Source organism: Acinetobacter haemolyticus (genome assembly GCF_003323815.1).
In the GTDB taxonomy this organism is placed as follows: Bacteria; Pseudomonadota; Gammaproteobacteria; order Pseudomonadales; family Moraxellaceae; genus Acinetobacter; species Acinetobacter haemolyticus.
This window is the reverse complement of the sequence record NZ_CP030880.1, coordinates 2,466,070-2,482,143: the sequence shown is the minus strand read 5'-3', so window position 1 is coordinate 2,482,143 and position 16,074 is coordinate 2,466,070. Positions and strand designations below refer to the sequence as shown.

Annotated in this window: 7 protein-coding genes; 6 read left to right on the top strand and 1 reads right to left on the bottom strand. The window is 39.3% G+C overall.

Features of this window, described 5'->3' with window-relative positions:
- Positions 1-284 precede the first annotated feature (284 nt).
- The 3 genes from glpK to glpD all read left to right on the top strand — a co-directional run bounded on the left by glpK (position 285) and on the right by glpD (position 4,370).
- Positions 285-1,799, top strand: coding sequence for a glycerol kinase GlpK (gene glpK / locus DS737_RS11315; RefSeq protein ID WP_005081717.1), 1,515 nt, complete (start codon positions 285-287; stop codon positions 1,797-1,799).
- A gap of 52 nt (positions 1,800-1,851) precedes the next feature.
- A complete protein-coding gene (locus DS737_RS11310; RefSeq protein WP_005081720.1) occupies positions 1,852-2,610 on the top strand; it encodes a DeoR/GlpR family DNA-binding transcription regulator in 759 nt (252 codons plus the stop codon).
- Between the two features lie 239 nt (positions 2,611-2,849).
- A complete protein-coding gene (gene glpD, locus DS737_RS11305) occupies positions 2,850-4,370 on the top strand; it encodes a glycerol-3-phosphate dehydrogenase (protein WP_113997562.1) in 1,521 nt (506 codons plus the stop codon).
- A 35-nt stretch (positions 4,371-4,405) separates the two neighbouring features.
- Here glpD and DS737_RS11300 read toward each other — a convergent pair whose 3' ends face one another.
- Positions 4,406-6,586, bottom strand: coding sequence for a TonB-dependent siderophore receptor (locus DS737_RS11300; RefSeq protein WP_113997561.1), 2,181 nt, complete (start codon positions 6,584-6,586; stop codon positions 4,406-4,408).
- A gap of 231 nt (positions 6,587-6,817) precedes the next feature.
- Between DS737_RS11300 and DS737_RS11295 the strand changes: the two genes are divergently transcribed.
- Genes DS737_RS11295 through DS737_RS11285 form a run of 3 tightly spaced genes read left to right on the top strand, consistent with a single transcriptional unit; the run spans position 6,818 to position 15,874 of the window.
- Positions 6,818-8,575 carry a ShlB/FhaC/HecB family hemolysin secretion/activation protein gene (locus tag DS737_RS11295; protein WP_113997560.1) on the top strand — a complete coding sequence of 586 codons (1,758 nt, stop codon included), beginning with the start codon at positions 6,818-6,820 and terminating at the stop codon, positions 8,573-8,575.
- Between the two features lie 45 nt (positions 8,576-8,620).
- Positions 8,621-15,391 (top strand): two-partner secretion domain-containing protein, encoded by a 6,771-nt coding sequence (locus tag DS737_RS11290; RefSeq protein ID WP_113997559.1) that lies wholly within the window; start codon positions 8,621-8,623, stop codon positions 15,389-15,391.
- Entirely contained in the window at positions 15,392-15,874 is a 483-nt protein-coding gene (locus DS737_RS11285) for a hypothetical protein (protein WP_113997558.1), read from the top strand.
- Positions 15,875-16,074: the final 200 nt, after the last annotated feature.

Here is a 16,074-nt window from a genome sequence, read left to right as displayed (position 1 = left end):
AATCGTCCTGTTATTTCTGGTTTTAGTATCGCATAAAATAAATTTTGAATTGTTAGGAATCTTTAAAAGTTCTGCGTTTCGTCAATTTTATATTCAAATTTAAAGAAAGAATTTTCGTTTACGAACAATTTTGCATATAATCTGCCGAGTTTTTAATTTAATGCAAAAGTCATTGCTTTATTGCGATATTGCTACCCGTTTTTCGGGCGTTTAATTTATTGCTCAAATAGGAGCTGTTGATGTCCAACAAATCCTAAAATAAGGCAGGTCTGGTTAGGTATGTCATGATCTCTACAGATAGTCAAAAAAAATATGTTGTTGCATTTGATCAAGGTACAACGAGTTCACGTGCAATCGTATTGGATCACGATGCGAATGTCATCACTATTGCTCAGCGTGAATTTACGCAAATTTACCCGCAACCAGGTTGGGTTGAGCATGATCCTATGGAAATCTGGGCGACTCAAAGCGCAGTTTGGGTTGAAGCCTTAGCACAAGCGAGCATTTCTAGTGATGAAATTGCCGCGATCGGGATTACCAACCAACGTGAAACTACGGTGATTTGGGATAAAAAAACAGGTAAGCCGATCTATAATGCGATTGTATGGCAAAGCCGACAAAGCAATGAAATTTGTAATCAGCTCCGCCAAAATGGCTGGCAAGATTATGTGCGAAAAGTAACAGGGTTAGTAATTGATCCTTACTTCTCGGCCACTAAAATCAAGTGGATTCTTGATCGTGTTGAAGGCAGCCGTGAGCGTGCAGAACGTGGTGAGCTTTTATTCGGGACGATCGATACATGGTTAATTTGGAAATTAACCAATGGTCAAGTGCATGTTACAGACTATACCAATGCCTCTCGTACGATGTTATTCAATATTGAAACTTTGCAGTGGGATGACAAGCTGCTTGAGGCTTTAGATATTCCAAAGGCAATGTTGCCTGAAGTACGCAGCTCTTCTGAAGTTTATGGTTATACGCATACCATTAGTGGTCAGGAAATTGGTATTCCAATTGCAGGTATTGCAGGTGATCAACAAGCTGCATTGTTTGGGCAGATGTGTGTTGAAGTTGGCCAAGCCAAAAATACCTATGGGACAGGTTGTTTCTTACTCATGAACACTGGTGAACGTATGGTTCAATCCGACCATGGTTTATTGACGACGATTGCTTGTGGTGCAAAAGGCGAAGTGAACTATGCGCTAGAGGGTGCTGTTTTTAATGGCGGTTCTTGTGTGCAGTGGTTACGTGATGAGTTAAAAGCGATTAATGATTCACATGACTCAGAGTATTACGCAACCAAAGTCAAAGATAGTAACGGGGTGTATGTGGTACCCGCATTTACTGGATTGGGTGCACCGTACTGGGATCCAACTGCTCGTGGTGCAATTTTAGGTATTACACGTGGCGTAAGTATTGAACATATTATCCGTGCAACCTTAGAATCTATTGCTTATCAAACACGTGATGTCTTGGATGCGATGCAACAGGATTCGGGTGAGAAATTACGAACCTTACGTGTAGATGGTGGGGTCACTGCAAACAATTTCTTAATGCAGTTCCAAGCAGATATTCTTTCTACTTCTGTAGAACGTCCTGCGATGAAAGAAACTACAGGAATGGGCGCAGCATTTTTAGCGGGTCTTGCTGTCGGTTTTTGGTCGGATTTAAACGAGTTAAAGCGTAGAATGACGATTGAAAATACTTTCACGCCAGCATGTACGCAGGAAGAAACTGAAAAACTCTACACTGGCTGGCTAAAAGCTGTAGGTCGTACCCGTGATTGGGCTGAGGATTAAGCAGAACAATCACAGCGTTATATTGATTTGAAATAGCATAGGATGGATGAGCATGAGCTTGATACTACGCCAACAAAAAACCCTTGAGCTTGTACGGGAACGTGGCTATATCAGTATTGAAGAGCTTGCTCAATATTTCGATGTGACACCACAGACGATTCGTCGTGATATTAATCAATTGGCTGATGAAGGTTTGCTGCGTCGCTATCATGGCGGCGCAGCACATGATTCAACGGTGGAAAACACGGAATATACCACCCGTGTTGGTTACATGCTTGAAGAAAAGAGAACCATTGCAGAGGCTGTGGCGGCGGCTGTACCTGACCATGCTTCGTTGTTTATTAACATCGGGACAACCACAGAAGCCATTGCACATGCATTGTTAAACCACACTGGACTAAAAATTATCACCAATAATTTAAATGTCGCGAAGATTTTGAGTACTAAAGAAGATTTTGAGGTATTGATCGCCAGTGGGCGTGTTCGTCCAGATGGAGGGGTGATTGGTCAAGCAACCGCTGACTTTTTTAAACAGTTCAAGGCTGATTATGCTTTAGTCGGTATTAGTGGAATAGAAGAAGATGGCACATTGTTAGATTTCGATTTTCAAGAAGTCTGTGTATCACAAGAAATTATCTCAAGTGCTCGTCAGGTTTTTCTTGCAGCAGACAGTAGTAAGTTTGGTCGAAATGCAATGATTCGTTTAGGATCATTAAAACAAGTGGATTGCATTTTTACGGATCAACAACCCAATGAGCAATATATGAAAATGATCCAAGAATTAGACGTTGGTTTGATTATTGCGAAATAGATTTCATTTTCGAAAAACAACGTACCAAATTCTAATAAAAATTATTTAAAATCAATTATGTTTTCTTGTTTAGTGGAATGTCTCAGTCATTCCACTGCTTTCACTTAATTTTCATTTGAATAATTCAATACACAAAACGTCGATTAGTTTACGTTTTTGTGGCTATTTTATATTGTTAATTTTCATTTTATGTGTTTAAATTTTCATTATTGAACAATAATGAAAATTTGCGGTGATTTATGCAAACTTCTCCTCAGTCAAGTGACAAAATTTATGACCTTGCCATCATTGGTGGTGGGATCAATGGTGTGGGTATCGCTGTTGATGCTGCTGGGCGTGGATTATCGGTATTTTTATGTGAAAAAGATGATTTGGCGAGCCATACTTCATCTGCGAGTAGTAAGCTGATTCACGGTGGTTTGCGTTACCTTGAACATAAAGAGTTTCGTTTGGTGCGTGAAGCATTAGCTGAGCGTGAAGTTTTGCTCAATAAGGCGCCACATATTATTCGCCCAATGCGTTTTATTATGCCTCATCGTCCACATTTGCGCCCAGCATGGCTGATTCGTACGGGCTTATTCTTTTATGATCATTTAGGTAAGCGTGAAAAATTATTGGGTTCAAATAATGTCTACTTTAAAGATGATAGTCCGTTAAACACAGCGATTACACGTGGTTTTGAATATTCAGACTGTGCTGTGGATGATTCACGTTTAGTTGTTTTGAATGCAATGCATGCACGTGAAAAAGGGGCAGAAATCGTAACGCGTACCCGTTGTTTGTCTGCTCGACGTGAAGGACAAATTTGGGTTGTCGATTTGGAAAATGCAGAAGGGCAATTTCAAATTAAAGCGAAAGCTTTGGTGAATGCTGCAGGTCCTTGGGTCGCACAGTTTATTAAACAGGATTTACAGCTACAATCTCCTTATGGTATTCGTTTGATTCAAGGTAGTCACATCATCGTACCGAAGCTTTATGAGGGTGATAAAGCTTTCATTATGCAAAATGATGACCGCCGTATTGTCTTTGCAATTCCATATTTGGATCAATACACTATGATTGGTACCACAGACCATGAGTATGAAGGTGATCCAGCTCAAGTGAAAATTACTCAAGCTGAGATTGATTATCTCATTGAGGTGAGTAATGCGCATTTTAAAAAGCAACTTACCCAAGCTGATATTATCTCAACTTTCGCTGGGGTGCGCCCATTATGTGACGATGAGTCAGATAATCCATCTGCGGTGACACGTGACTATACGTTAGCCTTATCAAAAGAAGCTGCGGGGCAAGCGCCATTACTTTCGGTGTTTGGTGGAAAGTTAACGACTTATCGTAAGCTTGCTGAGTCTGCAATGTTGCAACTGAAAGCATTTTTCCCAGCGATGAAAGGCAGTTGGACTGCAACGGAAACTTTGCCGGGCGGTGAAAAGATGGTGTCGGTTGAGCAGTTAGCTAATGAAATCCGCGCGCAAATCTCCGATGCTTCAGAAGCTTTGGCGAAACGTTGGGCGGGAGCCTATGGCTCGCGTATTTGGAATATTTTAGGTGAAGCAAGTTCGGTTAAGCAGCTTGGTCAACATTTTGGTCAGGGCTTGTATGCCAAAGAGGTCGATTATCTATGCCGCTATGAGTGGGCAAGCAATAGCCAAGATATCCTTTGGAGACGTTCTAAATTAGGACTGAATATGCAAGCACATGAAATTGCATTATTAGATGCTTATTTAAAACCTAAAAACCAAGCTCCGAATGCAGCATAAAGAAAGCCCCTCATGTTCGAGGGGCTTTTTTCTTTTTAATATTTAAACTTCAGTGCAACTGTATAGTTAGCAGGTTCTCCGTAGAATGCTTGGCTATACGTAAAACTATTCAAATATTTTTTATCAGTTACATTATTTGCATTGGCTTGAACGCTAAAGTGTTTATTGACTTCATAACTTGCCATTAGGTTAAGCAACGCATAATCGCTTTGTTTTAGATATGCTGATTTTACATTGTCAAAAACAGAGGTTTTTCCTTGCCACTGTAGCCCTGCACCTACTTTTAATTTGGGTAATTGAGCGGGTGTATAAGTAGTTAGTAAATTAAAGGTTTGAGTTGGGTTATAAGTTCGGGCTGCACCACCATTTTTTAGATCTTGTAAATTAAATTGGGCATAACCCAAAGAGACATTTACTTGATCGGTGAGTTGTCCTGCCAAACCAACCTCAACGCCTTGTGAGCGTAAATCACTGATCCCCACTTTTCGGTTTAAAGGATGTCCATCTGTTGAACGAAGCGGATAATTGTTTTCCTCTGTTCTAAAGATTGCCAATGTTCCAGTAAGTTTGTTGTCTAGCCATGAGCTTTTCATCCCAACTTCATAACTTTTTCCTTCGATTGGATCAGCTACTTTGCCTGTTGCTTCATTTACAGATGTTTGTGGGCGGAAAATCGAAGTATAACTCATATAACCTGTGTACTCAGGTGTAAAATTATAGGTAATCCCGGCATAAGGTGAAACTTTACTTTCATCGTAATTCATCGGTGAGCCATAGCTCGAACCTTCACTTTTGGCTTGGATGTAGTTCGCACCGAGAGTCAGCTTGAGATCATCGTTTAAATGTAGACGTGTGGCTGCATAAATTGACTGATTGCGTTGGGTATAATCGGCTTGTTTGACGAAATCCGACCAAGTGACATGCTTTGGCGTCCAGCTTGCCCAATTTGTTGTACATTGTGCTTCATTAGGTCGTAGACAAATTGCCACATTACTATCTTGGATAGTACCCATGCTTCTTGAATCATTTTGTTTATTTTGTGAATAGTTATAACCAATGATTGCATCATGTTGTTGACCAAACCAGTTAAATTTTCCATTGAAATTAAGGTCAATATTGTGTTTTCGATTTTTTTCAATAAAGCTACTAGCGGTAAAATCAACGTTTGATCCATCTGTATTTGGATAGCCATAGTAGTATAAAAGACTACTGTCCTGATCTTTTTCATTGTAGTTGTAACTTAGATTGGCAGACCATGTATCTAGAAATTTTTGTTTTAGTTCGATAAATGCATTTCTAGAAGTGTTGTCCCAAAATGTCCAATCTGGATTCGGGTTAAATGAGCGATCATAACTGAGTTGTCGACCAGAACTGTCCATGAGCGGAATCGCTCCCCAGTTGTTGGCATTTGGTTTATTCTTTTCTTGACTTGCGCCAATGGTGAGAAGGGTTGAGTTCGTAATATCGGCTTCAACAACACCTGCAACACCATTTTTTTCTGAGGAATAACGATCACGATATGAGTCGCCTGCTTGTTGAAAGCCAAACAGTCTTGCTCGGATGCGATCATTTAAACTGCCTGACACATCAGCTTCATAACGTTGGGTATCCCATGAGCCATAACTTAAACCTGTGTTGGCTTGAAACTCTTTAGTAGGGCGTTTTCGAACGTAGTTGATGGTTGCACTTGGATCTCCAAAGGCATTGGTTAATGCATTTGCACCTTTAACGACTTCGATACGATCATAAAAATAGCTGTCCGGATTAGTGTCATTGTAGTTCCAGCCCGTTGAGGGAAAACCGACACCATCAACTAAGATATTTGAAATTTCAAATCCGCGAGCCATATATACGGCGCGTTCCGTTTCAAGAGCAGTTACAGTTACCCCGGGTGTGTTATTTAAAATATCTCGTGTTGAGGTTAAACCAAAGTCTTCTATTTGTTGGCGTGTCACAACATTGATGGTTTGTGGTGTTTCTTTTGCTGCGATATTGAGCTTGGTCGCACTTGAGCTATCCTTAATCGTATAGCCTTTGGTGCTTTCAGAATCTGAACTTTCATTCTGGGTCGCCTTAACTTGAATAGTCGGAAGCTGTTGAGAGACGGTGTCTACTGCAAAGCTATAGGGGCTAATGCTGACCAGACTTGATGAAATTGCAAGAAACAATGAATTGCGCTTGAGAGAGGAGAGGTTTGAACTCATGTCTACAACCATGTAAATGAGAAATATTATTGTTACAATTATTGTTAATATTCGTTAATATTGCAATTCATTTCGTCTAATCCTTAATAGGAATAAAAGAAGAGATTTGGATGATTGATTGGAATTTCTCGAAGTATGGAATGAAGATTGAATTTTAATGATAATAATTCTTGTTAACTTTGAATAAATAATGTATATTCTGTTTCAGTTTGTAACATTACATAACATTCTGTATATCTGAATATGAACAAAACAATTCGTTTTTATGCTGCATGTGTAGCATTTGTCCCATTCTCTTTGATCGCTGCTGACTTAAAGTCTCCTCCTAATGTAGATCAGGTTTCTACTTTGGAAGTCATTCGGCAGGACCAGCGTCTAAATGAATTAAAACAACAATTACTTGATCAAAATATTCAACTTAAACCAAAGCAAGTGCTCAACCAACAAACTTTGCAACAGATCATTGTGCATGAAAGTCCATGTTTTAAGATTGATCAACTTCATCTTAGTTTGTTGAACAATCGAGATCAGCAATATAGCCAGAAAGACTTTCAGTTCGTGATTAAAGGATTGAGTGATCCCAAAAAAGGGATTTTAGGGCAGTGTATAGGCACGCAAAGCCTACAAAACTTGGTGAGATTTGCACAGAATGAGGTGCTTAAGAAAGGTTATCTGACCACACAAGTGATCGCACCTGAGCAAGATTTAACTACGGGTGTTTTAGAACTACAACTTGAACTGGGGCGATTGCATCAGTTTATTCAAAAGGATGCCGAGCCATCAAAATTAGAACTATCGGCTGCGTTACCTTTTAAAGAAAATGATGTCCTTAATCTGCGCCAGTTTGACCAAGGCTTAGAAAATTTAAAACGAGCAACCAATCGACGTTTAGACTTTCAAATTGTTCCAACAACTGATGAACGTCATGGCTATAGTGATGTATTGATTTCTGCTGAACCCTTACAAAAACTGAATTTTAATATCGGGCTTGATGACTCGGGTACTAAAAGTACAGGAAAATATATTGGTAATGTTGGGATTGGGATAAACAGTCCATTTCATCTCAACGATGCATTCAATCTAAACTTTAGTCATTCACTAGATAACTTGCATCGTGACCGCAACCAAAACTACTTTGCGAGCTACCAGCTCCCATTTCGTAACTATGATGTGAGTATTAGCTTTAACCAATCAGAATACGAACAATATGTTGCAGGTTATAACGCACCACTCCTATATAGCGGAAAAAACCAACAAAGTAATTTGACCCTTTCACGTCTTTTAAGCCGTGGTAGTCACTATAAGACCAGTGTATATAGCAAAATCTATCATAAGCGTAGCCAAAACTTTATTGACGACATTGAGGTAGGCGTACAACGACGTCAAACCTCAGGCTGGAATGCAGGATTACAACACCGTCAATATGTAGGGGCTGGCACTGTAGATGTAGGGCTGGACTATCGGCATGGTACGGGTGCTTTTAATGCCAAACTTGCCGCAGAAGAACAAATTAGAGATATCAATGGAGAGCAGCGCCCTGCCGAAGGATATTCAAGAGCACCCTTATGGAGTGCGGACCTACGCCTTAACTATCCTTTACTGATTTTAGATCATCCCGCTCAATACCGTTTGAACTGGAAAGGGCAATACGCACCCAAGATTTTAGTCCCCCAAGATCGCTTCTATATTGGTGGTCGATACAGTGTTAGAGGTTTTGATGGTGATGTCATGCTCTCAGGAGATAACGGACATTACGTACAACAAGAAATGAGCTTTGGAACAGTGATCCCCAATACCCAATTTTATTTGGGTATTGATCAAGGCTGGGTCAATGGACGCAATAGCATTGTGGGGAAACGACATCTTTTAGGCAGTGTATTTGGACTACGTAGTTATTCTCGAGGGGTGTATTTAGATGCCTTTGCAGGACATGGGCTAGTTGCACCAAAAACTTTAGCAAAAGATTGGGTTACAGGCTTTAGCCTCAGTTATTCGTACTAAACCATATTTTTACTTATTGAATATTCAACTTATAGCAGAATCGACATGAACAAAAATCGTTACCGTATTATTTATAACAAAGCTCGTCAAATGTTTATGGCTGTTGCAGAAAATGCAAAAAGCCAAAGCAAAGCATCGGGTCAAAGTACTAACTCGACCACAACTAGCTCTGAAGAATCATTCCATCAGCTTTGGCATGTCAAGGCTTTGGTTGCCAGTATGAGCATCTGGATGCCACTTTCATCGGTTTATGCAGGCATGGTAGCAGACACTGGCGCACCAGCTGCGAACCGACCTGTGATTGGGGTTGGACAAAATTCACAAAAACAAAATGTACCTGTCATTAATATTCAAACACCGAACAAAAGCGGTGTATCACACAACATTTATAAAGAGTTTGATGTCCCAACGCAGGGTGCAGTACTTAACAACAGCCGCACGGGTGCTGCCTCAAGCATTGTGGGGAGTGTTGGTGCTAACCCATACTTACAAACAGGTGAAGCCCGCCTGATTTTAAATGAAGTCAACTCAGCACGAGCGAGCCAATTTGAAGGTAACCTTGAAATTGCAGGTCAACGCGCTGATTTGATTATTGCAAACCCATCGGGGATCAATGTTAAAGGTGGTGGTTTTATTAATGCCAATCGAGCCACTTTAACGACTGGTAAGCCGCAGTTCAATGCGGATGGTTCGATCAAACAATTTGTGATCGACCAAGGTAAGATCACCATTTCTGCAAATACAGGTTCACAGCTTGGCTTGGGTGGGGCAAATAACAATGCCAACTATCTTGATATCTATACCAGAGCCTTAGAACTCAATGCACAACTCCATGCTGAACAAGACATTCAGGTGGTGACAGGTGCTAATACCATTAGTGCAGATCTCACACAAATACAGGAGAAAACCTCAACAGCGGCTGCACCAACGGTTGCTATTGATGTTAAAGCTTTGGGTGGCATGTATGCCAATAACATCTATCTTGTGGGTACAGAAAAAGGGCTAGGGGTTAATAATGCAGGTACACTTCAGGCGGTAAATAACCTTGTTGTTACCAGTGCAGGAAAGATTGAGCATACAGGAGCTATCAGTTCAACCAGTAAGACTCAAGGTTTAGTTAGTGTTTCGACTACAGGCACGGGGACAGCCGCTGATATTAATTCAGCAGGGACGATTAGCAGCTTTGGTTTGCTGAGTCTAGACTCTGGAAATGATATCAATATCAAAGCCAAAGAAGTGACTTTGAATTATGAAGGTGTTGCATCTTCACCTTTGATCGTCAGTGCGAAAGGCAATGTTAATGTGGCTGATTCAGCCAAGATCAGAAATATGGGGACAACAGGTGACCTCTATATCGATGCTACAAATATCAACTTAGCTGCGAACTCAGAACTTAGAAGTAATCGAGGATCAGCACACATCCAAGCACAAAAGGACTTTACTTCAAACAAAGCAGGGTTAGTTGCCGCTAAAGATTTGACGGTCAGTGCGAATAATCACCTCAATCTTACAGATACCAAATTACATGCTTCGACAGGCAATATCCAATTACAGTCTAGCTCAAAAGAAACAGCGTTAAATAAAATCACGGTTCAAGGTGGAAGTGTCAGCGCAGCAAAAGAGCTTGCAATCTACGCAGACAAAGACATCACCCTAAACAATATCGATTTTATTAAGAAAGCAAATAGTAGCCAAGCTCAAGTGAACAGTATTAATGCCTATGCAGGCAATAATTTAAGTTTTACCACTGCCAATCAAGAATTCCCATATACCGCAGGAAAAATTCAGTTAGGTGCAGGCAATCAGTTGAGATTAGAAGGTAAGGATCAAAACTCTAAGTTATCAGGAGGTGGCGGGCTAAAACTTTCTGGAAAAAATATTAGCACTAAAAATATTTATATGACGGGTTCTGGGGCGAATGGTGTTGATATTATCAGTGATGGTGGCAATATCCTACTTGATCAAGGAAGCCGACTCTGGGCAAATACAGGCAATATAAACGTTAATGCTTTAAATGGCAGTATTACCGCAAATAGCTTGCAAGCAACGACTTTAGGTAAAGCATCGTTATTAGCCAGTAAAAATGTCATCTTAGCTGCAAATAAAGTTGAAACTGCTGTAACAGGTACCGATGCTAAAAATATCACCTATACCCCAAGTAAAATCTCCGCAGATAAGGGTATTCAGATCGCATCAATTGATAACGGATATCTACGTTTGAACACCATAAATTTAGATGCTAAAAATGGTGATATTCAGTTAGATGCAAAAGGCAATATTAGTCTAGTACGTTCAGATGTGATTACCCAACATCAAAACGCTGATGGCAGTTTTAGCCCTAAAACCACTTATTTGTGGAGTGGGTTAAACGGAAACAATATTCTGATCAATAGTAGTGCAAATAATAGCTTAAATTGGGGGAACTTCACTGCCATAGGCAACATTCAAGCGCAAGCAAAAGGCACACAGTTCTTATATGGTATGAACCTTAAAAGTGGTGCAAATACAACTTTACAAGCTGATGGACGTCAGACCTTGTTGTATACAACAGGTCAGTCTGCTGGGCATACGGCATTGAGCAGTAAAGATAAACTTTACCTCAGTTCAACCCAAGTGGTGGCAGATGGATCGACTAGTTGGGCAGCGGGTAATACTGTCAAGCTACAAGCTGATGGTGTGCTTTCGTTGATCAGTGGTGCGGGTCAGTATCTACAAAATACAGACCTTAAAGGTGGGGCGGTACTGATTGAAAGCGGAGCTGGCTTTGATGTGAATAAGAATGTCAAAGTGACAGCTACAGGCTCACCGCTATTAAATAATGACAAGGACTTAAACAAACTCAATGGTAATTTGAGTATTCAAACCAACGATAATTTAACCATTGATCCAAAGTTACTGACACTGAGTGCGGTGGGTGATTATGATCTGATGAGTAAAAAAGGTGACTTAACACTTATTGGGCATGGTGGGACTAAGGGTAATGGAAGTGAGCAAGTCGTTAAGCTCAACACCGCCAATGGTGGAATCAATCTTGCTGGTCAAAAAGTGGAGTTGCAGGGAACACAATTAAACGCTGTTAAAGATATTTCGATTGTATCGACTGATGGTGATTTGATTGTGGATGGGGTAAAAAATATACTCACAAATCAGGCAGCGAACAGTGAAAGTGTGGTCAGAATAAAATCTAATAATCAGAATATTTTAAATCAAATTGAGAAATTGAAGACCCCCAATATTTCTAAAGATTATGATGCATTAATTAATCTTTACAATGAAGCTTATCCTTGGCCAACAGAGGAAGATAGATCAAAAGAAAAGATAGCTAGATTTGATAAAGCTTATACAGACTTTCTTGTTAAATATCCTGCTTTAGAGCCTAAGTCGTATGTTTGGGAGGGGGAGAAGAAGTTTTTTCCTTTCAATAGTGTAGTTTGGGCACCTACACCAGACAGTCTTGGTATGTGGAGACCATGGTCAGCAGGCTTATATGATAATTTTGAGGCTATCTATTCTGATACAGATATTCAAAATTTAAGAAATGAAATCAATTTTTATAATAGTAGATCAAATGGTTATGAGCATAAAGGCTCAAATGTTGTTAGTGCGACAGGCAATATTAATCTAGCCTCTAAACAAGGTCTCAGTATTAGTGGTGCTGCGATTGATGCTAAAAAAGGCTCGGTTTTGATAGAAGCAGTAGGAACACTGGCAAATGAAGAACATCAAATTCAGGGTGAGTTTAAGAGCAATATAAAAAATAGTGTAAAACAAGGGAAAATTAAAGGAAGCATCATTATCGATGCCACCCAAGATTCCTATGAAATTGGTCAAGTGACCGATGATAATTACAACTGGCGTAGCCCTGTAAATGCCACCACGATCAACGGTGATAAAGGCGTTAAAATCAAAGCTGCAGGCAAAAGTGCGACAGATAATTTGATCTTACAAGGTGTAGGAATCACATCGAATAATGGTAATGTCGATATTGAAGCCTATAAAAATATTATTTTTGATGTGGCTGTTGAAAATAGCTATGACAAGAGTAAGAAAACAGAAACCAAACGCAAATGGTATGGTAAGAAAAAGACTACAACCACGATAAAAACGGCTGAACGAGTTGGCGGTCTATCTGTAGATATTGATGCCAAAAATATCAATATCAAAAGTGGAGAGGCGAAAAAGGCTGATGATAAAGAAACTGGAACCCATCGTACCAGTATCGACATGTATTCAAGTCAGTTAACGGCGCATGGTGGTAAAGTTAAGATTTTAGCAGGTGGTGATATCAACCTTTTAACTGCTGATAATGTTTCAAAAGATACCCTTGATATCAGTAAAAGTAGTTCGTGGGCTGGTATTAAACTTAATAAATCCAAATATACCAGCACTCGAAATATCAAATCAGAACTACCCGCTGTTTTAGAAGCAAGTTATATCGGTGCTCAAGCAGATGGCAATATTGTTTTAAAAGGCACTGAGTTTAATTATTTAGAAGGTGCAGATATAAAGGCTGGTCAGGAAATTTATCTCCTTGGTGCATCGGAACTTGTAGAAGCAACAAAGACTAAAACAAGTAATAGTGTAGTTTGGCAATCAATGCAAGACCAAGGTTCGATTACTGAAACATCGAAGTTGCCTACCTTTAATGGACCTGTTGCACCGAAGTTTGAAGCAAAAGGTGGCTTGACTGTTCAAGTTCCAGTCGTATCTGGTAAAGATAATGATGTCCGAGCAGAAGTTTTAAAACTTGCGAATCAACCTGGCAATGCTTACCTAAAAGATTTGGTTAACCGTAAAGATGTGAATTGGGAAGCGGTTAAGCTGGCACAAGAGAGTTGGGATTATAAGTCTCAAGGGTTGACTGCGGCTGGGGCGGCGATTTTAGCAATTGCGATTGCAGCTGCGACAGGTGGAGCAGGTGTAGGAGCAATACTATCAACTGGTGGAACAGTAACTAATGCTGCATTACTAAGTTTGACGACACAAGCTTCTATTAGCTTAATCAATAATGGTGGCAATCTATCAGCAACATTTAAAGAGCTAGGAAGTAAAGATTCAGTAAAAAGTTTGGCAATTACGGTGGTAACAGCTGGGTTAGTGGAAGGTTTAAGTACTAGCCTTAAAATTGATTTAAATGGTTTTCCAACAGTAGAAAAAATTGCAAATAATTTTGTCCAAGGTGTTGGTTCAAACTTAATTAGTAGTACCTTACAAGGTGAGAGTTTATCAGATAGTCTTGAGAAAGCACTGCTGGCTGGGGTAACAAATGTTTTACAAGCTGAGATGGCAACAAAGATTGGTACTCATTTAGATAAAATTGATCCAAGTGCATGGGAGTATGCATTACATAAAATTGCCCATGCAGCGGCAGGTTGTGTTGCAGCTGCGGTACAAAAGGAATGTGAAGCAGGTGCAATAGGTGCTAGTGTTGCAGAGGTTGTAGCAGGACTCTTTGATAAACCGAGCAGTACGGCAACTCAAGAAGAGAAAGATGCTTTTAGAAAAAAAGTGGTGGGTACTACTAAATTAGTTTCAGGAGTAGTAGCCGCTTATTCTGGATATGATGTAAATGCTGCAGCAGCATCTGCTGAAAATGCTGTTACAAACAATTATTTAACAGCACAACAAGTTAAAAACTTAAGAAAAGCAATCTCGGATTGTAAAAATAACTCATCATGTTTAAAAGATGTCGATGCCAAATATTTTGGTGGGTATGATTCTAAAGGGACATACTATGAGGTAAATAAAAGCATTTGGGGGATTAATGATGATGCCTATGCCAAGTGCACAACTATTGAATGTAAAATAACGCATGCAACTCAAAGACAAAGTGGGTTGACTGAATTAATGAACCAACCTCTGGGTAATATTACTTTTACTCAAAAGTTAACGAATTATCGAGGTTCATATGCATTAGATCAATTTAAATATGATGAGAATGATCAATATGTCGCGTCAGCCTCAAAAATATTGTCATTCGTGGATCTAAATTGTGGAGGTTCAATTGATGCTGCATGTAATACAAAATGGCAAAATTATCAGGATAAACAGTTACGCGATACAGTACTATTATTTGGTGCTATAGCTGCAGTTGGTGGTGGTGCTGCAGGGGGGGTAGTAGTTAGAGCTTGTTTATCTAATCCCGCTGCTTGTAATGTTAACCTTAGATTAGCAATAGATGGTTTATTTGCAGAAGGTGCAATTTATGGGCCTGGTGCTGTAGGTATTACTGCTGCTACTCGAAATCAGATGCTTAAAGAAGCAGAAGGCTTAAAAGTTTTATATTCTAAAACAGTATTAAATCAGGATTATAAACCGACAACGCGCTATCAAGATCCTAGAGAGTTAGCAAACTATCTTTCTGAACAGCAAAAAGTAGATATTAGAATTGGTAAAACCTTATCAGGAGCAAAATCACCAATAACTGTAACTGCTGAGACTAATATTGGTGGTAAGTATATGTTTGACACGAATCAAACGGCTCGTCCAGTCGCACAGGCAAATGCAGGTAAACCCACACTCGTGGCAGGGAAAAAGGGGTTAACAACAAATACTAATATGGCAAATGCCCATGCGGAAATTGCTCTCATTCAACGAGCCTATGATGAGGGTTTAACCCAAGGTCAAAAAATGGAAATCGTTGTTAAAGGAAAAGATGTATGTTCTCATTGTCGTGATGCAATTCCAACTATGATAGAGCGTTCTGGTTTATCTGAACTCGTAATATATAATACCGATCAAAGTCAAACAATGACTTGGAAAAATGTTGGCGGAAAAGTGGAATTTGCTGTTACGCCTACTTATTGGAGAAATTAAATGCAATTTTATTTAGATCATTATTCAATTTATCAGTTAAACGAATCTGGAAAAAACTTTAAACCAATTGATATAGTTAATGATATGGGGTGGGATGAGTTCTCTGAAATCATCCTAAAAATGTATCAAGGGGGAGGGCAGATGACAGTTTTCTTGGGAGAACCTGTTTATACGGAAGAACCGTATGTTGAATTTCGTGAGATAGATCATTATACCATTTCGGAAAAATTTATTTTTGATTGTGATATTAAACATGGTTATTTGTTAGATCATCGTATTTATGATGATGGTGAATGTATCGAATATTTTTGGTTGGAGAATTCTAGTGTAGTGGATCCGAATGAGACTTTTGTGTTTTCTCAATATGAAGATGAATGGGAGGCAAAACGGATTAATCGAGATATTAATATTGCTTTGAAAATATTTAAAGAATTATATGATAATAATCAATTATCTGAGGATATAAAAATGCTATTTAAATAAATTCAACTTGCTAAGTTCCATCGTTATATGGTGGAACTTAAAATATTATTGTGTAGCAGTTTTTATGCACATATCATAAATATATATGTGGGAATTTTTTTAAATATATCAATAGTTATATATGATATTATTAACGATTGTTGTGAAGTGTTGGATGGGAAATTTCATATATGGTCTTGGATGATAATGATCAGAGTAAA

Bases quoted from the DNA above. Each gene is read 5' to 3' on its own strand.
- glpK (WP_005081717.1), top strand. From the start codon at position 285: ATGATCTCTACAGATAGTCAAAAAAAATATGTTGTTGCATTTGATCAA.
- DS737_RS11310 (WP_005081720.1), top strand. From the start codon at position 1,852: ATGAGCTTGATACTACGCCAACAAAAAACCCTTGAGCTTGTACGGGAA.
- glpD (WP_113997562.1), top strand. From the start codon at position 2,850: ATGCAAACTTCTCCTCAGTCAAGTGACAAAATTTATGACCTTGCCATC.
- DS737_RS11300 (WP_113997561.1), bottom strand. From the start codon at position 6,586: ATGGTTGTAGACATGAGTTCAAACCTCTCCTCTCTCAAGCGCAATTCA.
- DS737_RS11295 (WP_113997560.1), top strand. From the start codon at position 6,818: ATGAACAAAACAATTCGTTTTTATGCTGCATGTGTAGCATTTGTCCCA.
- DS737_RS11290 (WP_113997559.1), top strand. From the start codon at position 8,621: ATGAACAAAAATCGTTACCGTATTATTTATAACAAAGCTCGTCAAATG.
- DS737_RS11285 (WP_113997558.1), top strand. From the start codon at position 15,392: ATGCAATTTTATTTAGATCATTATTCAATTTATCAGTTAAACGAATCT.